Origin of the sequence: Rhodococcus sp. USK13, assembly GCF_018343855.1 — a bacterium.
GTDB lineage: Bacteria > Actinomycetota > Actinomycetes > Mycobacteriales > Mycobacteriaceae > Rhodococcus_F > Rhodococcus_F oxybenzonivorans.
The window spans coordinates 4,208,716-4,234,476 of the sequence record NZ_CP069242.1; the positions used below are offsets into that span (position 1 = coordinate 4,208,716).

General features: G+C 66.8%; 22 protein-coding genes. 11 read left to right on the top strand and 11 right to left on the bottom strand.

Annotated elements, in window-relative coordinates:
• Nucleotides 1-17 precede the first annotated feature (17 nt).
• From rapZ to ppc, 8 genes are all read left to right on the top strand, one after another.
• Nucleotides 18-884 (top strand): RNase adapter RapZ, encoded by an 867-nt coding sequence (rapZ, locus tag JQT59_RS21900; RefSeq protein WP_213577963.1) that lies wholly within the window; start codon nt 18-20, stop codon nt 882-884.
• Nucleotides 881-1,906 carry a gluconeogenesis factor YvcK family protein gene (locus tag JQT59_RS21905; protein WP_213571977.1) on the top strand — a complete coding sequence of 342 codons (1,026 nt, stop codon included), beginning with the start codon at nt 881-883 and terminating at the stop codon, nt 1,904-1,906. Before rapZ ends, JQT59_RS21905 begins: the two co-directional genes overlap by 4 nt.
• Nucleotides 1,903-2,880, top strand: coding sequence for a DNA-binding protein WhiA (gene whiA / locus JQT59_RS21910; protein ID WP_201453625.1), 978 nt, complete (start codon nt 1,903-1,905; stop codon nt 2,878-2,880). Before JQT59_RS21905 ends, whiA begins: the two co-directional genes overlap by 4 nt.
• A gap of 190 nt (nt 2,881-3,070) precedes the next feature.
• Nucleotides 3,071-4,090, top strand: a complete 1,020-nt coding sequence (gap, locus tag JQT59_RS21915) for a type I glyceraldehyde-3-phosphate dehydrogenase (RefSeq protein WP_109330240.1) — start codon at nt 3,071-3,073, stop codon at nt 4,088-4,090.
• A gap of 17 nt (nt 4,091-4,107) precedes the next feature.
• The gene (locus tag JQT59_RS21920) at nt 4,108-5,319 is read left to right on the top strand and encodes a phosphoglycerate kinase (RefSeq protein WP_213571978.1); all 1,212 of its coding nucleotides are present in this window, start codon (nt 4,108-4,110) and stop codon (nt 5,317-5,319) included.
• Complete coding sequence (gene tpiA / locus JQT59_RS21925; RefSeq protein ID WP_109330236.1) at nt 5,319-6,104, top strand: triose-phosphate isomerase; 786 nt, start codon at nt 5,319-5,321, stop codon at nt 6,102-6,104. Before JQT59_RS21920 ends, tpiA begins: the two co-directional genes overlap by 1 nt.
• A gap of 125 nt (nt 6,105-6,229) precedes the next feature.
• Complete coding sequence (gene secG / locus JQT59_RS21930; RefSeq protein WP_109330234.1) at nt 6,230-6,463, top strand: preprotein translocase subunit SecG; 234 nt, start codon at nt 6,230-6,232, stop codon at nt 6,461-6,463.
• 179 nt (nt 6,464-6,642) lie between these two features.
• Nucleotides 6,643-9,399 carry a phosphoenolpyruvate carboxylase gene (ppc, locus tag JQT59_RS21935; RefSeq protein ID WP_213571979.1) on the top strand — a complete coding sequence of 919 codons (2,757 nt, stop codon included), beginning with the start codon at nt 6,643-6,645 and terminating at the stop codon, nt 9,397-9,399.
• Nucleotides 9,400-9,723: 324 nt separating this feature from the next.
• Here the strand turns inward: ppc and pgl are convergent, their stop codons facing one another.
• From pgl to tkt, 5 genes are read right to left on the bottom strand one after another with little or no spacing between them, the layout of a single operon-like run.
• Nucleotides 9,724-10,467, bottom strand: coding sequence for a 6-phosphogluconolactonase (pgl, locus tag JQT59_RS21940; protein ID WP_213571980.1), 744 nt, complete (start codon nt 10,465-10,467; stop codon nt 9,724-9,726).
• Nucleotides 10,460-11,371 (bottom strand): glucose-6-phosphate dehydrogenase assembly protein OpcA, encoded by a 912-nt coding sequence (opcA, locus tag JQT59_RS21945; protein WP_213571981.1) that lies wholly within the window; start codon nt 11,369-11,371, stop codon nt 10,460-10,462. Before opcA ends, pgl begins: the two co-directional genes overlap by 8 nt.
• Nucleotides 11,372-12,916, bottom strand: a complete 1,545-nt coding sequence (gene zwf, locus JQT59_RS21950) for a glucose-6-phosphate dehydrogenase (RefSeq protein WP_213571982.1) — start codon at nt 12,914-12,916, stop codon at nt 11,372-11,374.
• A 3-nt stretch (nt 12,917-12,919) separates the two neighbouring features.
• The gene (gene tal, locus JQT59_RS21955) at nt 12,920-14,044 is read right to left on the bottom strand and encodes a transaldolase (RefSeq protein WP_213571983.1); all 1,125 of its coding nucleotides are present in this window, start codon (nt 14,042-14,044) and stop codon (nt 12,920-12,922) included.
• Between the two features lie 8 nt (nt 14,045-14,052).
• Entirely contained in the window at nt 14,053-16,161 is a 2,109-nt protein-coding gene (gene tkt / locus JQT59_RS21960) for a transketolase (protein WP_213571984.1), read from the bottom strand.
• A gap of 216 nt (nt 16,162-16,377) precedes the next feature.
• On the opposite strand from tkt, the gene JQT59_RS21965 reads away from it, so the two are divergent.
• The gene (locus JQT59_RS21965; protein ID WP_213571985.1) at nt 16,378-17,361 is read left to right on the top strand and encodes a heme o synthase; all 984 of its coding nucleotides are present in this window, start codon (nt 16,378-16,380) and stop codon (nt 17,359-17,361) included.
• A 10-nt stretch (nt 17,362-17,371) separates the two neighbouring features.
• Here JQT59_RS21965 and JQT59_RS21970 read toward each other — a convergent pair whose 3' ends face one another.
• Nucleotides 17,372-18,337 (bottom strand): quinone oxidoreductase family protein, encoded by a 966-nt coding sequence (locus JQT59_RS21970; RefSeq protein WP_213571986.1) that lies wholly within the window; start codon nt 18,335-18,337, stop codon nt 17,372-17,374.
• A gap of 75 nt (nt 18,338-18,412) precedes the next feature.
• Here JQT59_RS21970 and JQT59_RS21975 point away from each other — a divergent pair, with 75 nt between their 5' ends.
• Nucleotides 18,413-18,778: a hypothetical protein gene (locus tag JQT59_RS21975; protein WP_109330218.1), complete on the top strand. Its 366-nt coding sequence runs from the start codon at nt 18,413-18,415 to the stop codon at nt 18,776-18,778.
• Here JQT59_RS21975 and JQT59_RS21980 read toward each other — a convergent pair.
• The 5 genes from JQT59_RS21980 to mptB form a co-directional block, all read right to left on the bottom strand.
• Nucleotides 18,775-19,737 carry a COX15/CtaA family protein gene (locus JQT59_RS21980; protein ID WP_213571987.1) on the bottom strand — a complete coding sequence of 321 codons (963 nt, stop codon included), beginning with the start codon at nt 19,735-19,737 and terminating at the stop codon, nt 18,775-18,777. The genes JQT59_RS21975 and JQT59_RS21980 overlap by 4 nt on opposite strands.
• 108 nt (nt 19,738-19,845) lie before the next feature.
• On the bottom strand, nt 19,846-21,291 hold the full coding sequence (locus JQT59_RS21985; RefSeq protein WP_213577965.1) for a hypothetical protein: 1,446 nt from the start codon (nt 21,289-21,291) through the stop codon (nt 19,846-19,848).
• 2 nt (nt 21,292-21,293) lie between these two features.
• Nucleotides 21,294-22,094 carry an ABC transporter permease gene (locus tag JQT59_RS21990; protein ID WP_213571988.1) on the bottom strand — a complete coding sequence of 267 codons (801 nt, stop codon included), beginning with the start codon at nt 22,092-22,094 and terminating at the stop codon, nt 21,294-21,296.
• Nucleotides 22,091-23,029 (bottom strand): ABC transporter ATP-binding protein, encoded by a 939-nt coding sequence (locus JQT59_RS21995; protein WP_109330210.1) that lies wholly within the window; start codon nt 23,027-23,029, stop codon nt 22,091-22,093. Before JQT59_RS21995 ends, JQT59_RS21990 begins: the two co-directional genes overlap by 4 nt.
• 6 nt (nt 23,030-23,035) lie before the next feature.
• On the bottom strand, nt 23,036-24,820 hold the full coding sequence (mptB, locus tag JQT59_RS22000; RefSeq protein WP_213571989.1) for a polyprenol phosphomannose-dependent alpha 1,6 mannosyltransferase MptB: 1,785 nt from the start codon (nt 24,818-24,820) through the stop codon (nt 23,036-23,038).
• Between the two features lie 132 nt (nt 24,821-24,952).
• On the opposite strand from mptB, the gene JQT59_RS22005 reads away from it, so the two are divergent.
• A complete protein-coding gene (locus JQT59_RS22005) occupies nt 24,953-25,702 on the top strand; it encodes a helix-turn-helix transcriptional regulator (protein WP_283254004.1) in 750 nt (249 codons plus the stop codon).
• The last annotated feature ends 59 nt before the right edge of the window (nt 25,703-25,761 follow it).

Genomic DNA, 25,761 nt, shown 5'->3' on the forward strand with positions numbered 1-25,761 from the left:
CACCCACGGTTCGGCCGATGGACTTCCTTCTCGTCACCGGGCTATCGGGGGCGGGATTGCAAACCGCCGCGAAGGTTCTCGAAGACCTCGGGTGGTACGTCGCCGACAATCTGCCACCGGAACTGATCTCCCGCATGGTGGATCTGAGTCTGGAATCCGATTCGCGACTCGAACGCCTCGCGGTGGTCATCGACGTGCGCAGCAGGCTGTTCACCGGAGACCTCGGCTGGGTTCTCACCGAGCTGGAGTGCAAGCCGGTGCACACCCGGGTGCTGTACCTCGATGCGTCCGACGAGGTGTTGGTGCGCCGCTTCGAGCAGGTGCGGCGAAGTCATCCGCTGTCCGGGGGCGGCGCCCAGGGCACCCTGTCCGAGGGCATCGCCGCCGAGCGCGACCAACTCGCCAAGGTCAAGGCCGCCGCGGATCTGGTGATCGACACCTCGTCCCTCGCCGCGCACCAGCTGAGGCAGAAGATCGAAGACGCCTTCGGGGACGCCGAGCACCGAACGATGCAGGTGACGGTCCAGTCGTTCGGTTTCAAGTACGGTCTTCCGATGGACGCGGACCTGGTCTGCGACGTCCGGTTTCTTCCCAATCCGCACTGGATCCCCGAACTGCGTCCGCACACGGGACAGAGCCCGGACGTGCGGGACTACGTGTTGTCGCAGGACGGCGCGGACGACTATCTGACCACCTATCACCATCTGCTGGATCTTACGATCGCGGGATATCGTCGGGAGGGGAAGCGTTACATGACCATCGCGGTGGGTTGCACCGGCGGTAAGCATCGCAGTGTTGCGATGTCCGAGGCCTTGGCAGGCCGGCTCGGAAAGGACTCCGGGCTCGGCGTGCGTGTCGTTCACCGTGATCTGGGGCGCGAATGACGGCGGAGCACGCCTACCCCGCAGTGGTCGCGCTCGGCGGAGGTCATGGGCTTTTCGCCACGCTGAGTGCGGCGCGCCGGCTCAGCCGGAACGTCACCGCCGTCGTCACCGTCGCGGACGACGGGGGTTCGTCGGGTCGCCTGCGCGCGGAACTGGGCGTCATCCCGCCCGGAGATCTTCGGATGGCGCTGGCGGCGCTCGCAGCGGACGACCCGGACGTGCAGGACTGGACGGACACCATCCAGCACCGGTTCGGGGGTATCGGCGCTCTGGCCGGGCATTCGGTGGGAAATCTCATGCTGGCCGGCCTGACCGAAGTCCTCGGCGACCCCGTTGCCGCTTTGGACGAACTCGCCCGGCTGCTCCGCATCGACGGCCGGGTGCTGCCGATGTCGCCGATCGCCCTCGATATCGAAGCCGACGTGCAAGGCCTCGAGGCCGACCCGCGAGTCAGCCGCTGCATCCGCGGGCAGGTCGCGGTCGCGACCACCCCGGGCAAGGTGCGCCGCGTTCGGTTGCTGCCCGCGAACCCACCGGCATGTCCCGACGCGGTGCGAGCGATCGAGGCCGCCGACATGGTGGTCCTCGGTCCGGGATCGTGGTTTTCCAGTGTCATCCCGCACGTCCTGGTACCCGAACTTCTCGACACCCTGATCGCGACCGTCGCCCGGAAGGTGCTGGTGCTCAACCTCGCACCGGAGCCCGGTGAGACCGCAGGTTTCTCCACGGAACGGCACTTACACGTGCTGTCCCGGCACGCACCGGGGCTCACTGTCGACTTCGTGGTCGTCGATTCCGCGTCCGTCCCCCCGGGCCGGGAACGCGAGCATCTCGACCGCGCCGCGGAGCAGTTCCGGGCCCGCGTCGTCTACGCCGACGTGTCGGAACACGGCACCCACACGCACCATGCAGGCAAACTTGCGTCCGTTCTCGAACAGCTCTGGAGCGGCCCCGACCCGGGGTCTCGGGGGAGCGTTGTGGCCGGGACACCAGAGGAAAGGGAGAGCGCTTCGTGGCAATGACAGCAGAGGTCAAAGACGAACTCAGTCGTCTCGTCGTCACTCATGTGAGTTGCCGGAAGGCCGAGGTTTCGTCGCTGCTGCGGTTCGCCGGGGGATTGCACATCGTCGGTGGCCGTGTGGTGGTGGAGGCCGAAGTCGACCTCGGCTCCACGGCTCGGCGACTGCGCCGGGAAATTTTCGACCTGTTCACCTACAGCGCCGACGTCCATGTCCTCAGCGCCGGGGGACTCCGGAAGTCATCGCGGTACATCGTGCGTGTTGCGAAGGAGGGTGAGGCCCTCGCCCGTCAGACCGGGCTCCTCGACCTGCGGGGACGTCCGGTGCGCGGTCTGCCGGCCCAGGTCGTCGGCGGCAGTGTCGCCGATGCGGAGGCGGCCTGGCGAGGTGCGTTCCTCGCGCACGGCTCGCTCACCGAACCGGGACGATCCTCGGCACTCGAAGTCAGCTGCCCCGGTCCGGAGGCCGCGCTCGCGCTCGTCGGCGCTGCTCGCCGGCTCGGGATCTCGGCGAAAGCGCGAGAAGTCCGCGGCACCGACCGTGTCGTCATTCGTGACGGTGAGGCCATCGGGGCTCTGCTCACGCGGATGGGGGCGCAGGACACCCGCCTCGTGTGGGAAGAACGCCGGATGCGCCGTGAGGTTCGGGCCACCGCTAACCGGCTGGCCAACTTCGACGACGCGAACCTGCGGCGCTCCGCCCGTGCGGCAGTGGCAGCCGCAGCCCGCGTCGAGCGGGCCCTCCAGATTTTGGGCGACGAGGTGCCGGACCACCTGGCGGCGGCCGGGCATCTGCGCGTCGAGCACCGGCAGGCGTCGCTGGAAGAGCTCGGCCAGCTCGCCGACCCCCCGATGACGAAGGACGCTGTCGCAGGGCGGATTCGGCGTCTTTTGTCCATGGCGGACCGCAAAGCCAAGGAAACCGGGATCCCCGACACCGAGTCGGCGGTCACCGCAGACCTTCTCGACGACGCGTAAGCTGTCCGGCCCGCATGCCGGAGTGCGGGACTGTGCTGGGCGTGGGTGAAGTGCGCGCCGGGCGATCCTGAGCACTAGGGTAAGAAACACATCGACCGATGGACCCTCGCGCCCAGCCATGCACACATGGATTCGAGTGGTGCGGGAGCAGCAGAGCTGTACACCAGAATCATGCGCAAAGGAGCAGATTGTGACTGTCCGGGTAGGCGTAAACGGATTCGGCCGTATCGGGCGTAACTTCTTCAGGGCGGTGGATGCGCAGAAGGCGCTCGGAACCACCGACATCGAGATTGTGGCGGTCAACGACCTCACGGACAACGCAACGCTCGCGCATCTCCTGAAGTACGACTCCATCCTGGGTCGTCTTCCGCACGACGTCTCGCTCGAAGGCGAAGACACGATCGTGGTCGGAAGTCAGAAGATCAAGGCTCTCGCGATCAAGGAAGGTCCCGCGGCACTTCCGTGGGGTGACCTGGGCGTCGACGTCGTCGTCGAGTCCACCGGTATCTTCACCGACGCCGCGAAGGCGAAGGGTCACCTCGACGCCGGCGCCAAGAAGGTCATCATCTCCGCCCCGGCCAAGGGCGAGGACATCACCATCGTGATGGGCGTCAACGACGACAAGTACGACGGCAGCCAGAACATCATCTCCAACGCCTCGTGCACCACCAACTGCCTCGGGCCCATCGCCAAGGTGCTCGACGACGAGTTCGGCATCGTCAAGGGCCTCATGACCACGGTCCACGCCTATACCCAGGACCAGAACCTGCAGGACGGCCCGCACAGCGACCTGCGTCGGGCCCGCGCCGCCGCTCTCAACGTGGTTCCCACCGGTACCGGTGCGGCCAAGGCCATCGGCCTCGTGCTCCCGCAGCTCCTCGGCAAGCTGGACGGCTACGCGCTGCGCGTGCCGATCCCCACGGGTTCGGTCACCGACCTGACCGCAAACCTGAAGAAGTCGGCGAGCGTCGAGGACATCAACGCCGCGATGAAGGCTGCGGCCGAGGGACCGCTCAAGGGCATCCTCAAGTACACCGACGCGCCGATCGTGTCCTCCGACATCGTCACCGATCCGCACTCCTCGATCTTCGATTCGGGACTCACCAAGGTCATCGAGGATCAGGCGAAGGTCGTGTCCTGGTACGACAACGAGTGGGGCTACTCCAACCGCCTGGCCGACCTCATCGGTCTCGTCGCCAAATCTCTCTGAGCAAAGGTCCGATAACAGTGGCAGTTCAGACTCTCCAGGATTTGCTGAACGCTGGGGTGGAAGGCCGCACCGTGCTGGTGCGCTCCGACCTCAACGTTCCGCTCGACGGTGACAAGATCACCGATCCCGGCCGCATCATCGCGTCCGCCCCCACGTTGAAGGCGTTGGCGGAAGCCGGGGCCAAGGTCATCGTCACCGCCCACCTGGGCCGTCCCGACGGCAAGCCCGATCCGAAGTTCTCGCTCGCACCCGTGGCAGTGAAGCTGGCGGAGGTGCTCGGCCGCAACGTCCAGCTCGCCGGGGACGTCGTCGGCCAGGACGCTCTGGCCCGCTCCGAGGGTCTCACGGACGGCGACGTGCTCCTGCTCGAGAACATCCGCTTCGACGCGCGCGAGACGAGCAAGGACGAGGCGGAGCGCACCAAGCTCGCCGCGGCGCTCGTCGAGCTCGTCGGAGACGACGGTGCTTTCGTCTCCGACGGCTTCGGTGTCGTGCATCGCGCGCAGGCGTCCGTCTACGACGTGGCCAAGTTGCTTCCGCATTACGCGGGCACACTCGTCGCCGCCGAGGTCGAGGTGCTCGGCAAGCTGACCCAGGCCGCCGAACGGCCGTACGCGGTGGTGCTCGGCGGGTCGAAGGTGTCGGACAAGCTGGCGGTGATCGAGGCACTGGCCCCCAAGGTCGACACCCTCGTCATCGGTGGCGGCATGTTCTACACGTTCCTGGCCGCGCAGGGCGTCTCGGTCGGCAACTCGCTGTGCGAGGAGTCCATGATCGAGACGTGCAAGGGGCTACTCGACCGGTACGCCGACGTCATTCACATCCCGCAGGACGTGGTGATCGCGGACTCCTTCTCGGCGGATGCCGAGTCCAAGACCGTGTCGGTGCTCGAGATCCCGGACGGCTGGATGGGCCTCGACATCGGACCGCAGTCGGTGCGCCGATTCGCGGCGATCCTCACCAGCGCGAAGACGGTGTTCTGGAACGGCCCGATGGGTGTGTTCGAGTTCGAGAAGTTCTCTGCGGGCACCAAGGGTGTTGCCGAGGCCATCATCGAGGCCACCGGCAAGGGCGCCTTCAGCGTCGTCGGTGGCGGCGACTCCGCGGCCGCGGTGCGTCAGCTGGATCTACCCGAGGACGGCTTCTCGCATATCTCGACTGGTGGTGGAGCCTCTCTCGAATATCTCGAGGGCAAGGAACTGCCCGGCATCTCGGTTCTGGAGGGCTGATGGCGCGCAAGCCGCTGATCGCCGGCAACTGGAAGATGAATCTGAACCATTTCGAGGCGATCGCGCTGGTTCAGAAGATTGCCTTCTCGCTGCCGGACAAGTATTTCGACAAGGTCGACGTGACGGTGCTCCCACCGTTCACCGACATCCGCAGTGTCCAAACCCTCGTCGAGGGTGACAAGCTCCTGCTCACCTACGGGGCGCAGGACGTGTCGGCGCACGACTCGGGTGCCTTCACCGGCGAGATCAGCGGTTCCATGCTGGCCAAGCTGGGGTGCACGTTCGTCGTCGTCGGACACTCCGAGCGTCGGACCCTGCACGGTGAGGACAACGACACCGTGCTGGCCAAGACCAAGGCAGCACTGAAGAACGGGCTCACCCCGATCGTCTGCATCGGTGAGGGCCTCAACATCCGTGAGGCCGGCGAGCACGTGGCGTACAACGTCGAACAGTTGCGGGGTTCGCTCGCCGGGCTGTCCGCCGAAGACGTCGCCAAGGTCGTCATTGCGTACGAGCCGGTGTGGGCCATCGGCACCGGCCGGGTCGCCAGTGCGTCGGACGCGCAGGAAGTCTGTGCTGCGGTCCGTGCCGCCCTCGGCGAACTGGCCACCCCTGCGGTGGCCTCCACGGTCCGTGTGCTCTACGGCGGAAGCGTCAACGCCAAGAACGTCGGCGAGATCGTCGGGCAGTCCGATGTGGACGGCGCCCTCGTGGGCGGCGCTTCACTCAAGGCCGACGAGTTCGCGACGCTGTCGGCGATCGCTGCCGGCGGCCCCCTGCCCTGAGGCGCCTCCGGCGCTCCTGCGCCTTTCTGGTAGCCACCGCTACCAGAAAGGCGCACGAGCGCGGAGCGCCTGTAGGGTGTACGAGGTCGTAGTTGTTGCTACTCGATGGGTGGACGTAGACAGACATGGAACTGTTCCTGGATATCTTGCTGGTTGCCACCAGCTTGCTGCTGATTCTGTTGGTGCTCCTGCACCGCGGTAAGGGCGGCGGGTTGTCCAGCCTCTTCGGCGGCGGCGTCCAGTCGAGCCTGTCCGGTTCCACCGTGGTCGAGAAGAACCTCGACCGGCTCACCGTCTTCACCGGTCTGATCTGGCTGATCTCGATCATCGGCATCGGCCTGGAGATCAAGTTCGGCTGATCAGCCGTCACCATGCGGACCCCGCAGTTTCATCGTGCGGACCCCGCAGTTTCATCGTGCGGACCCCGCAGTTTCATCGTGCGGACCCCGCAGTTTCATCGTGCGGACCCCGCAGTTTCATCGTGCGGACCCCGCAGTTTCATCGTGCGGACCCCGCAGTGGCAGTCGATACTGGGTGCATGACCGAAACCCCCCGTGAAGCCACCGAACCACTCCGCGAAGACATTCGGCTGCTCGGCGGCATTCTCGGTCAGATCGTCCGCGAACAGGCCGGCGACAACATCTTCGATCTCGTGGAGAAGGCCCGGGTCGAATCGTTCCGTGTTCGGCGTTCGGAAATCGACCGCGCCGAACTGGCCGACATGTTCACGCACGTCGCCACCGGGGACACCATCCCCGTCATCCGCGCCTTCAGCCATTTCGCTCTTCTCGCAAACCTCGCCGAGGACATTCACCGGGAACGCCGCCGGGCTGTGCACGTGGCAGCAGGCGAACCGGCTCCCGACAGCACTCTCGCGGCCACGTTCGCGAAGCTCGATGCCGCCGACCTCGACCGAGAAGTGGTCGCGACAGCCCTACGTGGGGCGCTCGTCTCACCGGTGATCACTGCCCACCCCACCGAAACGCGTCGACGGACGGTGTTCGACACCCAGACGCGGATCACTGAGTTGATGCGGTTCCGGGAGCGGACCGCGCTCACCGAGTCGGAAATCGCCGACGTCGACGTGCGGCTTCGGCGCCAAATCCTCACCCTGTGGCAGACCGCACTGATCCGGCTGTCCCGCTTGCGTATTCAGGACGAGATCGAAGTCGGACTGCGCTATTACGACGCCGCGCTCTTCGAGGTCGTGCCCGCGATCAATGCCGAACTCCGCAACGCCCTCCAAGCCCGGTGGCCCGACACCGATCTCGGGCGGGAACCCATTCTCCGGCCGGGGTCGTGGATCGGTGGCGACCGGGACGGCAATCCCAACGTCACCGCGGACGTCGTCCGGGAGGCGACGAGCCGCGCCGCCGCAACCGCCGTCGAGCATCATCTGTGCGAACTCGCGACGCTCGAACGGGAACTGTCGATGTCTGCCCGCCTGGTAACGGTCACTCCCGACCTCGATCTTCTGGCAGCCGCCTCGCAGGACGACTCACCGTTCCGTGCCGACGAGCCGTACCGGCGTGCGGTCCGCGGGATCCGTGGCCGACTGACCGCCACCGCGCTCCGTATCCTCGGGGAGATGCCCGCGTACGCCCTCGACCTCGGGCTCGCGCCCTACGACTCACCGCGGGAAATGCTCCACGAACTCGATGTGGTCGACGAGTCCCTGCGCCGCGGCGGCGACGGCACGATCGCCGACGACGGCCTCGCCCGCCTCCGCGAATCGGTGGACGTGTTCGGGTTCCATCTCTCGGGCCTCGACATGCGCCAGAACTCGGAGGTGCACGAAACGGTCGTCGCCGAACTGCTCGCCTGGGCCGGCGTGCATCCCGACTACACGTCGCTGTCCGAGGACGAACGGGTGGAGTTGCTCACCGCGGAGCTGTCGACGAGGCGCCCACTGACGGCAGCGAAGGCGGAGTTCAGCGAGCTGACCACCAAGGAGCTCGCCATCCTCGAGGCCGGGGCCGAGGCGGTGCGGACGCTCGGGTCCGGAGCGGTGCCCAATTACATCATCAGTATGTGTACCTCGGTCAGCGACATGCTCGAGGCGGCGATCCTGCTGAAGGAAGTGGGGCTGTTCGATCCCGGGCCGGGGGAGAACCCGTCGTGTCCGGTGGGGATCGTGCCGCTCTTCGAGACGATCGAGGACCTCCAGCACGGCGCGTCCACGCTCGAGGCGACACTCGCGATTCCGCTTTACCGCGCCCTCGTGGCGTCCCGGGGCGACTCGCAGGAAGTGATGCTCGGATACTCCGATTCCAACAAGGACGGCGGGTATCTCGCTGCGAACTGGGCGCTGTACCGGGCCGAGCTCGACCTGGTGGAGGCGGCCCGGAAAACGGGAATACGATTGCGCCTCTTCCACGGTCGCGGTGGCACCGTCGGGCGTGGCGGCGGACCCAGCTACGAGGCGATCCTCGCGCAACCGCCGGGAGCCGTCGCAGGCTCCCTGCGGATCACCGAGCAGGGCGAGGTGATCGCCGCCAAGTACGCGGAACCCCGGCTCGCGCAGCGGAACCTCGAAACACTTCTCGCCGCAACCCTCGAGGCCACCCTGCTCGACGTGGAGGGACTCGGCGCCGCCGCCGAACCCGCCTACCGCGTCCTCGACGAACTCGCCGCACTCGCGCGCCGTGCGTACAGCGAACTTGTCCATGACACACCAGGATTCGTTCAGTACTTCGAGATGTCGACGCCCGTCGCGGAGATCGGGGCCCTCAACATCGGCAGTCGGCCCGCGTCCCGGAAGCAGACGACATCGATCGCCGACCTGCGCGCGATCCCTTGGGTGCTGTCCTGGAGCCAGTCGCGGGTGATGCTGCCAGGGTGGTACGGCACCGGCTCCGCGTTCGAGCAGTGGACCGCCGGCGACCCCGAGAAGGTTGCCACCCTGTCACGGCTCTATGACACGTGGCCTTTCTTCCGCACGGTCCTGTCGAACCTGGCGATGGTGATGTCCAAATCCGACATGGGTCTGGCGGCACGCTATTCGGAGTTGGTTCCCGACGAGGGGCTGCGGCAACGGGTGTTCGGGAAGATCACCGAGGAGCACGAACGCACCATCCGGATGTACAAGACGATCACAGGAAACGACACGTTGTTCGCCGACAACCCGGGGCTCGAACGGTCGGTGCACAATCGCTTTCCGTACCTCGAACCACTGAACCACCTTCAGGTGGAGTTGCTGCGCCGATACCGTGCCGGCGACGACAGCGACCAGACCCGCCGCGGTATCCAGCTCACGATGAACGGGCTGGCCACCGCGCTCCGGAACAGCGGTTAGCTGTCCTGCACCAACGCCGCCACGCGACTTTCGGTCCGGGGGAACCGATTGTCGGCCCACCGCGTCAAACGGGGAAAGGGGTCGAAACGGGACAGACCGTGACCCTCTCGAGGCGGAATGGGGTTACAGGATGGGGCGCTGCGCGGGGAAACCTCAGCACTGGCGAGGGGGCTTCGGACAGAGGGGGACGGGTCGGTCGAGCGCGCACCGCGGCGGCCGGATCAGTACCGCATGCCACGTGACGCGGATCGAGACGGAGAAGGGCCCTCGTCCCTCGGCGGCGTTGCCGGCCGAGGACGACGAGGATCCCCACCTGTGAATGGATCAGCTCGGCAGTCGGGATGCGGCCGAAGAATCGAGCAGCCAACGTGTGGCGGTCAGTCCCCGCGCGCCGGAGGCTGGTATCTCCACCGGGGGTGCGCCCGCGACGGCGGCGGCCACCGCCTCGGCCTTGGCTTCCCCGGAGACGACCAGCCACACTTCGTCGGCGTGTCGCACAGCGGGAAGGGTGAGGGTGATGCGCACGGGCGGCGGCTTGGGGGAGTCCGTCACCGCAACGACGAATCGGTGTTCTTCGCGTACCGCGTCGGTGTCGGGGAAGAGGGAGTTGACGTGACCCTCGCCGCCCATTCCGAGGAGGTGGACATCGAACACCGGAACCTGCTTGCCGTCGGCGTGCGCGCCCAGTACTTGCGCGTAGGCGACCGCAGCGGCCTCTGGGTCGTCGGTGTAGATACCGTCGGACACGGGCATCGTGTGGACCCGGTCGGGGTCGACATCGACGTGGTCGAGGAGCGCGGCCTGCGCCTGCACGTCGTTGCGTTCCGGATCGCCGGTGGGCAGAAATCGTTCGTCGCCCCAATAGATGTCGAGTTCACGCCAGTCGATGTCACCGGGATTCTTCCGCACCTCCTCGAGCATCCCGATCCCGGTTCCGCCACCGGTGAGAACCACCGACGCCGACCCACGAGATTTCTGGGCGGCGACGACCGTGTCGACGAAACGTCGGGCGGCCGCAGCCACCAGCGTGTCCGTGTCGGGATGGACCTCTACGTGAATGTCACTCATACGTCACCTTCGTCAGGCCGGACAATGCGGCTTCGTAGACCTCGTCGGCGTCGAGTCGGCGCAGTTCCTCCGCCAGGCAGTCGCGCGTTTCCCGTCGGCCGAGGGCCACCAGCGCATCCGGTTTCCCGGTCCGCGACAGTGTGGCGGTCGTTCCCGTTTGAGGACGACTGATGGTCAGCGATCCGCCGTCGGCAAAGGTCAATTCCACGAACAGCGGGCCGGTCCTGCGGCTCACCGGTATGTCGACCCGGCTCGCCAACCACCCGGCGATCAGATCGACAGCGGGTTCGTCCACCAGACCCGACACCACGGCGGAGGTGATCGCCGAGTGCGGCGGCTGATCGACCGCGGACGTGAGCAGCGCGCGCCAGTACGTGATGCGACTCCATGCGAGATCTGAGTCACCGGACGTGTACGACGTGAGCCGGCCCTTGATCTCCGCCGTCGGATCGTCGCGGCCCGTGGCGTCGGTGATGCGCCGGATCGCAAGCCTGCCTACGGGGTCCTGTGCAGGAACGGCCGGAGCGATCTCGGGCCACCAGACGACCACAGGTGTGTCCGGCAGGAGGAAGGGGACCACCACGCTGCTTTCGTGGTCGGCCAATTCGCCGAAGAGCCGGAGCACGACGACCTCGGATGCGCCGGCGTCGCCACCGACACGGATCTGAGCGTCCAACCGCGCCGCCGCTTCCCGCTCACCGCGGGCCACGACGATCACACGGCAGGGATGTTCCCGGCTCGCCTCGTTGGCGGCATCGATGATGTACTCGGAGTTGTCGCTGTCGCGCGTGCACACCACGAGGGTGAGCACGCGGCCGAGCGTGACAGCACCGCCGGTCTTACGTAGCTCGACCAGCTTCTTGTTGACCTGGCCGGTGGTAGTCGAGGGAATGTCGATGATCATCTACGGCCTTCTCCATTCGCGGCCGGTGCGGCGCATCATCTCGTCCGCCGAGTGTGGGCCCCACGTTCCGGCCTCGTAGGGTTCCGGTTTGCCCTCCGCGGCCCAGTGCGCGAGTACCGGATCGAGGATCTCCCACGACAGCTCGACTTCCGCATTGACGGGGAAGAGCGACGGCTCACCGAGCAACATGTCGAGAATGAGACGTTCGTACGCTTCCGGAGACGACTCGGTGAAGGCCTGCCCGTAGCTGAAGTCCATGTTGACGTCCCGGACTTCCATGCTCGACCCTGGAACCTTGGACCCGAATCTCATAGTCACACCCTCGTCCGGCTGCACCCGGATGACGAGAGCATTCTGGCCGAGTTCCTCCGTCATCGTCTGGTCGAACGGAAGGTGCGGTGCACGCTTGAACACGACGGCGATCTCGGTGACCCGCCTGCCCAGTCGCTTTCCGGTTCGCAGATAGAAGGGCACTCCCGCCCACCGCCGGGTATCGACCTCGAGCGTGATCGCGGCGAAAGTCTCGGTAGTGGAGTCGGCAGCGAAACCCTCCTCCTCCAGCAGACCGACCACCGGAAGCCCGCCCTGCCAGCCGCCGGCGTACTGGCCGCGGGCGGTGGTTTCGTCGAGCGGCTCCGCGAGCCGGGTTGCTGAGAGAACTTTGATCTTCTCCGCCTGCAGTTCGGACGGTTCGAAACTGATCGGCTCCTCCATCGCGGTGAAGGCGAGGAGTTGAAGGAGATGGTTCTGGATGACGTCGCGCGCCGCCCCGATTCCGTCGTAGTAGCCGGCCCGTCCACCGAGACCGATGTCCTCGGCCATCGTGATCTGGACGTGGTCCACGTAGTGGGCGTTCCAGATCGGATCGAACAATTGGTTGGCGAATCGCAGTGCCAGGATGTTCTGAACGGTTTCCTTGCCCAGGTAGTGATCGATCCGGAAGACGGTGTCCTCGGGGAAGACCTGGTTCACGACCGTGTTGAGCTCGCGAGCGCTGTCGAGATCGTGGCCGAACGGCTTCTCGATCACTACTCGTTTCCACTGGCCCTCGTCGGACTGGGCGAGCCCGGCTTCCGACAACTGTTTGAGAACCACCGGGAACGCGGCCGGCGGAATCGCGAGGTAGAACCCGTGATTGCCGCCGGACCCACGTTCGCGGTCGAGCGTGTCGAGGGTGGACGCAAGCTCCGAGAACGATGCCGGGTCGTCGAAGGAGCCTTGCACGAACCGCAGGCCCTCCGACAGCCGATCCCACACATCTTCCCGGAACGGGGTGCGCGAATGCTCGCGCACCGCGTCGTGCACGACCTTGCCGAAATCCTGGTCGTCCCAGTCCCTCCGGGCGAACCCGACGAGGGCGAAGCCGGGGGGAAGGAGACCACGATTGGCCAAGTCGTAGACGGCCGGCATCAGCTTGCGCCGCGCGAGGTCGCCGGTGACACCGAAGATCACCAGCGCACACGGCCCGGCGATGCGCGGTAGGCGCTTGTCCCTACCGTCGCGGAGCGGATTGACCCAATCGTCTGACGCTGCGGGCACCCTCACGAATCAGCTCTTCTGCCCTGCTGTACGGAGCTGCTCCGCCGTGGCCTCGAGCAGCTCGTTCCACGACACCTCGAACTTGTCGACACCCTCGTTCTCGAGGACGAGGAAGACGTCGGTCAAGTCGACGCCGACGGCGGCGATCTTGTCGAAGACCTCCTGCGACTGCGCTCCGGTGCCGGACACCGTGTCACCGGTGATGTCACCGTGGTCGGCGACGGCGTCGAGCGTCTTCTCGGGCATGGTGTTCACCGTGTTCGGTGCCACCAGCTCGGTGACGTAGAGAGTGTCGGAGTAGTCGGGGTTCTTGACACCCGTCGACGCCCAGAGCGGACGCTGGGGCCGCGCGCCGTCGCCGAGAAGCCCCTGGAACCGCGGCTGGACCTCGAACACCTGCTGGTAGGCCGCGTACGCCAGTCGTGCGTTGGCGAGCGCCGCCTTGCCGCGGAGTGCGAGTGCCTCCGGCGTACCGATCGCCTCGAGTCGCTTGTCGATCTCGGTGTCGACGCGGGAGACGAAGAACGACGCGACCGAGTGGATGCGGGAGAGGTCGTGTCCTGCTGCCTTGGCCGCCTCGAGCCCGTCGAGGTAGGCGCCCATGACGAGTTCGTACCGCTCGACCGAGAAGATCAGGGTGACGTTGACGCTGATGCCTTCGCCGATGACCTTCGCGATGGCGGGGATGCCGGCCTCGGTGGCCGGGATCTTGATGAACACGTTGGGCCGGTCGACGATCTTCCACAGCTCCACCGCTTGCGCGACGGTCTTGTCGGCGTCGTGCGCCAGCCGCGGATCCACCTCGATGGAGACCCGGCCGTCGACTCCGTGGCTCGCTTCGTACTGCGGGGCGAGGATGTCGCAGGCGGCGCGCACGTCGTCGGTGGTGACCGTGCGGATGGTGGCTTCGACGTCGGCGCCGCGCTCGGCCAGCTCGTTGACCTGCGCGTCGTAGACGTGGCCCTTGCTCAGCGCGGCCTGGAAGATGGACGGGTTGGTGGTGACGCCGACGACACTCTTGGTGGCGACGAGTTCGGCCAGGTTGCCCGACTCGATGCGGTCACGCGAGAGGTCGTCCAGCCACACGGAGACCCCGGCCTCGGAGAGCTTCTGAAGATTCGGATTCTGAGTCATGACGTTTTCTATCCCTTCACTCGGGAGAGCGAGCGCTGTGCGGCCGCGGTGACGGCTTCGTCGGTGAAACCGAACTCGCGGAACAAGGTCTTGTAGTCGGCAGAGGCGCCGAAGTGCTCGATCGAGACGATTTCGCCGTCCGAGCCGACGAAGCGGTACCACGGCATCGCGATGCCGGCCTCGACGGCGACGCGGGCCTTGACGGTCGGAGGCAGCACACCGTCCCGATAGGCCTCGTCCTGGGCGTCGAACCACTCGACGCACGGCATCGACACCACCCGCGTGGGAATGCCCTCGGCCTCGAGGGTCTCGCGGGCAGCCACGGCGATCTGGAGTTCGGAACCGGTGCCGATCAGGATGACCTCGGGAACACCGGAGGAGGCATCGGCGAGGACGTACCCACCACGGGACACTCCCTCGTAGCTGGTTCCTTCGAGGACGGGCAGATCCTGGCGAGTCAAGGCCAGGCCGGAGGGCGCGCGGGTCGCCTCGTCGGCGCCCTTCTCGAGGACGGCCCGCCACGCGTGGGCGGTTTCGTTGGCATCACCGGGGCGCACGACATTCAGGCCCGGGATGGCGCGCAGCGCGGCGAGGTGCTCGATCGGCTGGTGGGTCGGGCCGTCTTCGCCCAGACCGATGGAATCGTGAGTCCAGACGTAGGTGACCGGGGTCTTCATGATTGCCGCAAGCCGCACGGCGGGACGCATGTAGTCGCTGAACACCAGGAAGGTGCCGCCGTAGGGGCGGGTAGGCCCGTGCAGGGCGATGCCGTTGAGGATCGACCCCATCGCGTGCTCGCGGACACCGAAGTGCAGGGTCCGGCCGTAGGGGTCGGCGTTCCACATCGACGTGGAGATGGAGGCGGGGCCGAACGAGTCGGACCCCTTGATGGTGGTGTTGTTGCTTTCGGCGAGGTCGGCGGAACCGCCCCAGAGTTCCGGGAGCACCGGGCCGACAGCGTTCAGGACCGCTGCGGACGCCTTGCGGGTGGCGACACCCTTGGGGTCCGGCTCCCAGGTCGGAAGTACGTCGGCCCAGCCGGCGGGCAGGTCGCGACCGGTGAGGCGGTCGAGGAGCTTCTTGCCCTCGGGGGCGCGCACAGCCCACTCGTCGAAGCCGGCCTGCCACTCCTTGTGCGCCTGGGCGCCGCGCTCGACGACCTTGCGGGTGTGCGCGATGACCTCGTCGGTGACCTCGAACGTCTTGTCGGGGTCGAAGCCGAGTGCCGTCTTCACTGCGGCAACCTCGTCGGCGCCGAGCGCCGCACCGTGGGCGGCACCCGTGTTCATCTTGGTGGGCGCCGGGTAGCCGATGATGGTGCGCAACAGGATCAGTGACGGGCGGTCCAGGACGTCGCGAGCCTTCTGAAGCGCTTCCTCGATCGCGACGACGTTCTCGCCGCCCTCGACGACCTGGACATGCCAGCCGTACGCCTCGTAACGAGCGGCGGTGTCCTCGGACAAGGCGATCGCGGTGTCGTCCTCGATGGAGATCTTGTTGTCGTCGTAGATCAGGGTGAGGTTGCCCAGCTGCTGGACGCCGGCGATCGACGACGCCTCGGAGGTCACACCTTCTTCGATGTCACCGTCGGAGGCGATGACGTAGATGTGGTGATCGAACGGGCTCTCACCGGGTGCGGGCTCCGGGTCGAACAGGCCACGTTCGCGGCGAGCCGCCATCGCCATGCCGACGGCAGAGGCCAGACCCTGACCGAGTGGACCGGTGGTGATCTCCACGCCGCGGGTGTGACCGTGCTCGGGGTGTCCCGGGGTCTTCGAGCCCCACGTGCGCAGCTGCTTCAGGTCGTCGAGTTCGAGGCCGTAACCGGCGAGGTAGAGCTGGATGTAGAGCGTCAGGCTCGAATGCCCACAGGAGAGGACGAAACGATCGCGGCCGATCCAGTCGGCGTCGGTGGGGTCGTGGCGCATGACGCGCTGGAAGAGCGTGTAAGCGAGGGGTGCGAGGCTCATGGCAGTGCCGGGGTGGCCGTTACCCACCTTCTGCACCGCGTCCGCGGCGAGTACGCGGATGGTGTCGACGGCCTTGGTGTCCAGTTCGGTCCAGTCTGCTGGGTGAACCGGTTGCGTGAGGACGTGGATGTCGTCTGTGATCGACACGGGCAGAAGTCTCCTGACATGGGTGAACGTGGAGCCTGAGGATGCGTGAGCCTCTTGTGCCACCCCAGCCTAGTGTGCAGTCCTATCCGGGTCGATTCGGTTCGTGCAATAGGGCGGTCTACCATCGGTTGTAGTAGACCCCGGCTGCCCTTGGGCGGCGTGCGGGCAGACACCCGGCTATCAGATGTGGAATTACGCGTGGTGCGAGGAGAGAACGTGCGGACAGGGCATCAGCCGAGCGGACACGGCTTCGGTAGCCCCAGCGCCGCCCCCCGCGTGACCAACACTCGCACGGTGATCGGCCGCGCCACGGGCAAGGTTCTGGCCTATATCGCGCTCACCAAACCGCGGGTCATCGAGCTCCTCCTCGTGGCCACCATTCCTGCGATCCTCCTCGCGGATCGCGGCAACGTCGACATCCTGCTCATCCTGAGCACACTGTTCGGCGGCTGGATGGGCGCGGCGAGCGCGAACGCGCTCAACTGCGTCGTCGACGCCGACATCGACAAGGTCATGAAACGCACGGCCCGCCGCCCGCTGGCGCGCGAAGCTGTGCCCACGTCGCACGCATTCGTGTTCGGCATGACCCTCGGTCTCGCGTCGTTCCTGTGGTTGTGGTGGCGGGCCAATCTCCTCTCCGGGTGCCTGGTCGTTCTCACCATCGCGTTCTACGTGCTGATCTACACCATGGTGCTCAAGCGTCGGACCTGGCAGAACGTCGTGTGGGGCGGCGCGGCCGGCTGCATGCCCGTAATGGTCGGATGGTCGGCCGTCACCGGCTCGCTCGACTGGGAACCACTCGTCCTGTTCCTCGTCATCTTCTTCTGGACGCCGCCGCACACCTGGGCGCTTGCAATGCGCTACAAGGAGGATTACAAGGCGGCGGGCGTGCCCATGCTCCCGGTCATCGCGACCGAGGAGCACGTCACCAAACAAATCCTGCTGTACAGCTGGGCAATGGTCGTCACGTCCCTTGCGCTGGTACCCGCAGCGGGGGTCGTGTACGCCGCCGTCACACTCGTCGCCGGCGCCTGGTTCCTCCTGATGGCGCACCAGCTGTATCGCAGCGTGCGAGGCGGAGCGGCCGTGAAGCCGCTCCGGCTCTTCCTGCAGTCCAACAACTACCTGGCCGTCGTCTTCGTCGGTCTGGCTGTCGACTCCGTTCTCGGGCTGCCGACCGTCAGCAGCTTGTTCACCTGATCTGTCCCGGTCAGGGCCGAAGCACGATCGACCCCGTCGTCGCCCGTCCCTCCAGATCGCGGTGTGCATCTGCCGCTCGCTCGAGCGGGTATTCGGCGCCGACCCGCACTGTCAGCGCGCCGTCCGCCACACCCGCGAAGACGTCGCCCGCTCGCCACACCAATTCCTCGCGGTCGCGGATGTGATGCGCCAGCGTCGGGCGGGTCAGGAACAGCGAGCCTGCCGGATTGAGCCGTTGCGGGTCGAACGGCGGCACCGGACCGCTCGCGGCACCGAACAGTGCGAGCGTGCCCCGGATGCGGACCGAAGCCAGGCTCGCCTCGAATGTCGAGGCGCCGACGCCGTCGTAGGCGGCCGCGACGCCCTCACCGCCGGTCAGCTCCCGCACCCGGGCGGCGATGTCCTCGTCGTATCGCAGTACTTCCTGCGCGCCCGCGCTCCGGGAAAGCTCTTCCTTCGTATCCGATGACACCGTCGTGATGACGCGCGCCCCGAGACGGGTCGCGATCTGGGTCAGCAGCAGGCCCACACCACCCGCTCCGGCATGTACCAGCACGGTGTCCCCTTCGCGGATGGGGTAGGTGGAGTACGCCAAGTAGTGCGCCGTCATGCCCTGCAACAACGCGGACGCAGCCTGCGATGCCGGCACGACGTCGGGGACGGCGATCGCTGCTGCGGCCGGCACCCGCACTTTTTCGGCGTAACTACCGGGAGCGGCGCACCAGGCCACTCTGTCCCCGGGCTCGAAGTCCGTCACCTCGGTGCCTACCGACTCCACCACACCGGAGCCTTCGTCACCGGGAACGTAGGGGAGCGTGCGCGGGTAGAGGCCGGACCTGAAGTAGGTGTCGATGTAGTTGATGCCGATCGCCTCGGTGCGAACGAGGAGATCCGAGGACCCGATCCGAGGTTCGGGGACGTCGGCCGGTTCGAGGACGTCGGGACCACCGAGACGTGAAACCTGTATTGCGCGCATGGTTTCTGTTCTACACGTGCGACCCGCCCGGAGCCTGACCGGCAGGTGGCGGCTACCGCCCAGTATTCTCAGGGCATGAGTACCGATACCCACGCCGAAGAGGCGTCAGCCGGCGCGGCGCCTTCACTGCCGTCCCACACGGTCGATGCAATCAAGAAGTTCGTCAGCGAGCACGGTGGTTCCGCCAGCGCCGTGATCCAGCCGGTCGGTCTCGCCAGTGTCCGGATCACGCTCGTCGGAGCCGACGGCATCCTCGGCGATCAGTTGGTGAACGATCTGGCAACCGCAAACGCAGTGGTCGCCGCTGTCGACAACGTGACGATCGGCGAATGGGACCGGTCCCTCACCAGCATCGTGACTCCCCGGAAGGGGCACTTCCAGAAGATGGCCGGCTGGGTCGCGCGGCAGACACGATTCCCCAAGGCGCGTAACGAGCGTTAAACCCTTGCCGTCGCGGGCTGCGGAACGTGCTCCCTGGTGCGTCCCGCAGCCCACACCGCGGCCGTGGCTGCGGTGCACAGCCCAGCCCCGGCCACATGGAAGGCGACGAGGGCGGCGGGAACGTCTGTGAAGAACTGCACGACTCCGATCAGCGCCTGCGCCACCACGAGGGCGAGCAGGACCTGCAGTCGGACCTTCACCGTGCGGTCGGCCCCCACGGCATAGAGGCCGAAACACAGGCCGACCAGCAATGCGAGGTAGCCGACCAGCAACTGCGAGTGCAGGTGCACGAGGGTGACGATTTCCACTTGGAGGCGGGGAACGACGCGATCCAGACTCTTGTCACCAGCGTGCGGGCCGGCTCCGGTGACGAGGGTTCCGGCGACCAGTACTCCGGCCAGCGCGACACCGGACAGTGCAGTGAGCCACCTCAGCGGCGCGGGAATCGCGGCGATGACGTGGCCGTCGTCGGGTTCGGAGATTTTTGCATACATGACGGTGGCAACCCAGACCATCGCCATGGAGACGAGGAGATGCACTGCGACCGTCCACCAGAGCAGGCCGGTCAAGACGGTCACGCCGCCGATGACGGCTTGCACCACCGTGCCGAGCGGCATGAGCCAGGCGTAGACAAGCACTTCCTTGCGGCGGCGTGCGCGAGTCACTGCCAGGACGATCAGTGCGGCGGCGACCACGACGACGAAAGTGAGCATCCGGTTGCCGAATTCGACGGCCTGATGGAGCACCGCGACCTCACCGTGCCCGACCGGGACGAAACTTCCCGGAAAACACTGCGGCCAGGTGGGGCAACCGAGGCCTGAGGCCGTGACCCGCACTACGGCGCCGGTGACGGCGATTCCGCCCTGCGTGAGGATCACCGCGAAGGCGATGACACGCTGCACGGCGAGCGACGGAAGTGGGAGTCGGTCGACCAGGCTCAGAAACCCGCGAGATAGCACGATGTCGATGGTAGAGGGCGATCAACTACACGCTGTCGTTGGGCTGGGGGTCTAGAACTCGGTTCGTCGTCGCACCGCTTTCGCGGCGGCACCTCCGGCGACGGCGAGCTACTCCGCGCGGATGCGCAGTATGCCGGTCACGGTGCCCTGCCAGAAGTCACCGGTGTCGGTGACGAGACCGGACATCTGGAGGGTGTCGTTGACGGCTGTGCCCGGCAGTGGACTGGTGTGTTCGAGCGACCCGTCGGCGGGATCGATCACGGCGAAGGAGAAGCCGTCCAGCGGTGTGGTGACCGCAGGGCCTTCACGGATCACTGTGTAGAGGTGGCCGTCGCCGGTCGAGAGGCGGGGGACCGCAGCGCTGCGGACGTCGTTGCTCCATACCTCGTGACAACCGATGGGATCGATGTCGATCCGGGCCATACCCCCGGTGAAGGGCGCACTCGCGGGTTCGGCCGGACCGGCACCGTCGGGAACCACCGGATACGGGTAACCGTAGGTTCCGGCCACGTACACCGAGTTGCCGACACCGACAGGAGAGTTCTCGCTTCCGCCGGGATCGGCCAGCACGGGCAGGGTGCACACCTCGTCGCCGGACTCGGTGTGGAACACGCGCAGCTGCGCGCGGGGCTGGGCGTTGTCCACGATCGCGACGAAATCGCTGCCGGTGGACGGCCCGAAATAGGTGGGAGTGGAACCGGTACCCCAGCTGAGCTGTCCCGGATTGCGGGAGCCGCCTCGGTCGTAGTCGCGCCGCCAGTCGAGGTGAAGGTCACCGTCACGGAGGGACCATTGGTAGAGCGCGTGTGTGCTGGCCACGGCGGTTCCGGCGGGTGAGCTGGAAATGCTGTTCTGTACCTCCTCTCCGGCGGGAAGGGCGCGAGCATGGGCGATGCCTGCGCGGTCTACCGCACCGACCACTCCGCCTCCGGTGGCGAACCACACGTTGCCGTTCCAGTCGGGCGTCAGGCCGGTCACGTTGTCGCCCGGGGGGACGCTGCCGGACAGGTCGACCCGGGAATCAACGGTGAGCCGCCAGGCGCCGCCGGCGTCCCTCGAGTGGCCGAGTCGTAGGAGTTGCCGGTTACCGTCGACCACGACCAGGCGATTGTCGTTGTCGAGATACGCGTAGACGCCGCCGAGGAGACTGCCTTTCGCGAGTTCGAATCGAGCGAGCGAGCGACCGAACGGTGCAGCCGGGGCTGCCGGGTCGATGAGGTGAACCGTGGGAACCTGCCCGGCCACTGCGGTGCAGAGTGCGACGACGAGCCGGTCGGATCCCTGGAGCAAGGTCGGGCAGGCCGATACCAGCGGATACGCGGAGAGCGAATGCCGACCGGTGCCGGGGCCTGGAAGCGGGGTGACGTCCGTGGAACCGGCGTCACCGTGCATGGTCGAGGTGCCTGCTGGGCCCAGATACGGATTCGGTGGTGCCGGCGGCCCCCAGTGAGGTGCGGCACCGGCGGGCGGAGCGACACAGGCCAGCAGCGCACCCAGCACCACGAGAACTGTCGCAGCGGAACGGGCCCGACCTGAGATTCGGCGCGCGAACATCCTCATGTGAACCGAAACGTCCTCGCCGCGAGAACCCCGGCGGCGACGCCCCATACCAGGAGAACAACGACGCTGACTACGTCGATCGCTCCTCTGAGCGCGGCGTCCAACGCCAGGGCAAGAGCGCCGGACGGGATCAGCCTGGCGCCTGTGTGAAGGAACGCGGAGAGCTCACCGGTGACGAAGACGACGCTTCCCACGCCGATCATGATGAACCACAGAATGTTCGCCAATGCCAGAACGATCTCGGCCCGCAGCGTTCCGCCCAGGAGTAGTCCCATGGCGGCGAAGGTCACCGTGCCCAGCGCGATGACCACCGCCCCGAGTGCCAGTCCCCACACGCTCGGCCGCCATCCGAGGGCGGCGCCGATCGCACCCAGCAGAACCGACTGCAGTGCCACGACGAGGACGACCGCGGCGCTTTTTCCCGCAATGATTCCCCAGGTAGGAAGGGGAGTGGCGCCCAACCGCTTGAGGGCGCCGTAGCGGCGGTCGAAGCCGACTGCGATTGCCTGGCCTGTGAAGGCGGTGGACATGACGGCCACCATCATCACAGCCGGGACCACCTTGTCGACCCGGGTCGCTCCGAGATCACCGATAGGCAATAGACACAGACCGACCAGCAAGGTGATCGGGATGAACATCGTCAGCAGAAGCTGTTCGCCGTTGCGCAGCAGGAGCTTCAGTTCGAGAACGGTTTGTGCTCGAAGCATGACTGCGGCCGAGCTGGGACGCGGATCGGGGGAAAAAGTGCCCGGCGCGAATCGGTTGTCCGTCAGACGGTCGCTGGCGTTCATGGTCATCCCCTCAGTTCCCGGCCGGTGAGTTCGAGGAACACGTCTTCGAGACTGCGCTGGTCGACCCGGATGTCATGGATCAATGCGCCGAGATCAGCGCACCAGGAGGCGACCGCGGCCACCACGGCCGGATCGATCGGGCCCTCCACAAGGTAGGTCCCCGGTGTGGACTCGAAGACACGGAACGTGTCCGGAAGAGTGAGCCGGGCGAGGTCGAGGCCGGCCGGCGCGGTAAGTCGGAGCTGCCCCTCGGCGCCGCGGCTCGTCACCTCGCTTGGCGTGCCGGCCGCCACGACCGACCCGTGGTCGATGATGACGAGTTGATCCGCAAGTTCTTCGGCTTCATCCATGACGTGCGTCGTCAACAGCACACCGACTCCATCGCGGCGCAGGGCGTCGATGAGTTCCCACACCATCAGCCTCGCCTGGGCGTCGAGCCCGGCGGTCGGTTCGTCGAGGAATACCAGTTCGGGGCGACCGACCAGGGCGCACGCCAACGACAACCGTTGCTGCTGCCCACCCGACAACCGGCGGTACGGGGTACGACGGGAATCCTCGAGACCCAGGCTGCGCAACAGCCAGTCGGGGTCGAGCGGATCCGCGGAGTAAGCGGCGACGAGGTCGAGCATCTCCCCGGCCCGCGACCCCGGGTAGGCGCCGCCACCTTGCAGCATCACGCCGATCCGTGCGCGGACCTTCCCCGCGTCGGCGATCGGGTCGAGGCCGAGTACCTGGACGCGTCCACTGTCGGGCCGGACGAAGCCCTCACACATCTCGACCGTGGTGGTCTTGCCTGCCCCGTTCGGACCCAGCAGTGCAACGACCTGCGCCTGTTCGACGAGCAGATCGAGGTTGTTCACTGCCCGCACGCCGTCGAAGGTCTTCACCACGCCTTCGAGGCGTACAGCGGGTTGCGCCGATCCGGGCGTTCGCGAGGTCACGGGGAATCAGCGTAAGCCTTGGCCTGGTGTGACCCGGCCGGTGCCCCGGCTTTCGGCGTCGGCGCCTGCGGCGGGCTGTCGGAGTGTGCCGGCGACGACGCGGACAGGCTCCGGCCCGACACGCCAGGGCAGCCGGTTGCGCGTGATGACGATCAAAGTTCCCGCTGTGAAGACGGTCGCGATGGCCGCCTGGACGATGACGAACGGCTGGTACTCGCCGCCGTTGGGCATCAGGATGACGCTGACCACCGAGGAGAACGCAATGGCGGGCACCCGGAAGGCCGGTGCCGTCGCCCACGCCGCGAGCGGGAGGACTGCCCACAGGAGATACCAGGGCTGTACCACCGGGAACAGCAATACCACCGCCCCGAGCGACACACCGAGTGCGCCGACCGGGTGGATGCGTCCCATGAGGACGGCCACCAGCATGCGGAGCGTGATGAACGCGGCCACTACCGACGCGATCGGCCGGGTGAGACTCAACACCGCGGTCGTGTGGTCGCCGAGGCCGAGGAGGACCCCGGCGAGTCCGGTGCCCAGGCCGAGAAGGGTGGGGATCGACATCCAGCTGCGAACCGCATTCGCCGTCCCGAGCGTGTGGACCCACCCGATCCCGAGCCCGCTGGATGTGCTGATGGCGAGTGTGACGACGAGTGCGACGCCGCCGAGCAGGGCTGCCGCGGTGAGTACCGCTCGCAGGTTCGCACCCCAGCGCCGCGCCAACGCCATCCCGACGAAGCCCAGTGCCAGCAGGGACGGGATCTTGATCGTCGACGACAGGGCGATGAGCGCCGCGCCCGACAGCAGCAGTAGTAGTGATCGGCCGCGAATCGGTCCGGCGTGTTCGATGGACCGCAGCGCGAGTTCGATGCCCGCGAGCATCAATCCGAGCATCAAGGCCTCGTTGTGGATGCCGGCGACGAGGTGGAACAGCAGGAGTGGGTTGGCGGCGCCCAGCCACAACGCGCTCACCTCGGCGACGCCGCAGCGCCGCGCCAGCCGCGGTAGTGCCCACACGATCATCGCTACGCCGGCCAGTGCGAGCAGCCGGTGCAGGAAGATGCCGGCGACGATGTTGTCATCGGTCAGAGCACTGATTCCCCGGCCCATCCAGAGGAACAGAGGACCGTACGGTGCGGGGGTGTCGCGCCAGATGGTGGGAACGGTCCGGGTGAGGACGTGGTCGACGCCGAGTGCGCCCGCCGGACCGATGGCATACGGATCGAGCCCCCGTGACGCAATCTCACTCTGCGCGAGGTAGGAGTAGACGTCCTTGCTGAACATCGGGGGCGCCACGGACAGTGGGATCACCCACAAGAGCAGGGTGCGATCGAGTTGCGAGCGGTTCAACCGCCGGACCGGACCTGACTGCAGGTTGCCGATCGCGAATCGCCCCAGCAGCAGCCACGCGAGGACGATCATCACGGTTCCGGTCATGGTCAGTGTCAGTGCGACACTCGGGATTCTCGCCGGAAGGCCGATGAATCGCAGCCCTTGCACAGGGTTCTGCAACACCGGTTGGGCGCCGGCGCCGAGCGCACCCACCGCCATCAACACGGCTCCGGTGGCGCCGAATCTGCGAATTCCGCGCAGCTGCGCGGTTTCCTGCGCGTTGAGTCCGGCGGTTTCCACCTCGTCACCGTGGAGAACGGCTGCGACGGACGGACGGGGCGACCGGCCGTCGATTCCCAGTGCCCGGCGTCCGAGTTCGGCGGAGTGTCGGAGAGCCACGCGAGCCGCGCGGATCGGCTGGACGCGGGACGAGTCCGGGTTCTCGGGGATCTGCGGCACACAGGAAGCGTAGCGGTGGTTCGAACACAGTTCGTCCGGCCAGTATTCCCGCGGGGAACGGGTACATAATCACAGGTGTAAGGCAGGGCACCCTTAGTAGACCTGCGGTCGGAATTCCGTCACACTGGTGTTGTGAAAACGGATGCGACCACCCGAGCGAGCAAGGAAAGCGCTGTTCAGGCGCGTTCCTCCGCGCTGTCGGCCGGTACCGCATCTCCCGTCGCCGCGGGCCACGAAGGCCACACCAGGGCGGCCGTGGTGAAGCTCTTGCTCGAGGACGGGCCTATTACCGCGTCGGAGATCGGCACTCGGCTCGGTCTCAGTGCCGCGGGTGTACGTCGCCACCTCGACGCGCTCCTGGAGTCGGGCGAGGCCCGGGAAGCGTCCGCAGGTGCGGCGCGCCATCGTGGTCGCGGACGCCCTGCCAAATACTTCCAGATCACCGCCAAGGGTCGCGGGCGGCTCGGCCACGCCTATGACGATCTTGCCGGTGCAGCGATGCGTCAACTGCGCGAAGTTGGTGGAGACGCTGCGATCACCGACTTTGCCCGGCGCCGCGTCCAGGCAATCGTCGGTGAGGTCGAGCCCGCCTCCGCTCAGACCCCCGAGGATCTCGAACAGACCGCGGATGCCATTGCGGATGCGTTCACGAGCGCCGGATTCGCGGCGTCCACGCGCCCGGTCGGAAACGGTGTCCAGATCTGCCAGCACCACTGCCCGGTCTCGCATGTCGCCGAGGAGTTCCCCGAATTGTGCGACGCCGAGCAGGAAGCGTTCGCGCAGTTACTGGGCACACACGTTCAGCGGCTCGCCACCATCGCGAACGGTGACTGCGCCTGCACCACGCACGTTCCACTCGTACCGCCGGCGGGGCCGAAATAGTGCCGCCGATACACCCCATAGCCACCGATCCCCGGCGACCAGCCCTCGCCGGTCACGTA

Bases quoted from the DNA above. Each gene is read 5' to 3' on its own strand.
- rapZ (WP_213577963.1), top strand. From the start codon at position 18: ATGGACTTCCTTCTCGTCACCGGGCTATCGGGGGCGGGATTGCAAACC.
- JQT59_RS21905 (WP_213571977.1), top strand. From the start codon at position 881: ATGACGGCGGAGCACGCCTACCCCGCAGTGGTCGCGCTCGGCGGAGGT.
- whiA (WP_201453625.1), top strand. From the start codon at position 1,903: ATGACAGCAGAGGTCAAAGACGAACTCAGTCGTCTCGTCGTCACTCAT.
- tpiA (WP_109330236.1), top strand. From the start codon at position 5,319: ATGGCGCGCAAGCCGCTGATCGCCGGCAACTGGAAGATGAATCTGAAC.
- secG (WP_109330234.1), top strand. From the start codon at position 6,230: ATGGAACTGTTCCTGGATATCTTGCTGGTTGCCACCAGCTTGCTGCTG.
- ppc (WP_213571979.1), top strand. From the start codon at position 6,643: ATGACCGAAACCCCCCGTGAAGCCACCGAACCACTCCGCGAAGACATT.
- pgl (WP_213571980.1), bottom strand. From the start codon at position 10,467: ATGAGTGACATTCACGTAGAGGTCCATCCCGACACGGACACGCTGGTG.
- opcA (WP_213571981.1), bottom strand. From the start codon at position 11,371: ATGATCATCGACATTCCCTCGACTACCACCGGCCAGGTCAACAAGAAG.
- tal (WP_213571983.1), bottom strand. From the start codon at position 14,044: ATGACTCAGAATCCGAATCTTCAGAAGCTCTCCGAGGCCGGGGTCTCC.
- JQT59_RS21970 (WP_213571986.1), bottom strand. From the start codon at position 18,337: ATGCGCGCAATACAGGTTTCACGTCTCGGTGGTCCCGACGTCCTCGAA.
- JQT59_RS21975 (WP_109330218.1), top strand. From the start codon at position 18,413: ATGAGTACCGATACCCACGCCGAAGAGGCGTCAGCCGGCGCGGCGCCT.
- JQT59_RS21985 (WP_213577965.1), bottom strand. From the start codon at position 21,291: ATGTTCGCGCGCCGAATCTCAGGTCGGGCCCGTTCCGCTGCGACAGTT.
- JQT59_RS21990 (WP_213571988.1), bottom strand. From the start codon at position 22,094: ATGACCATGAACGCCAGCGACCGTCTGACGGACAACCGATTCGCGCCG.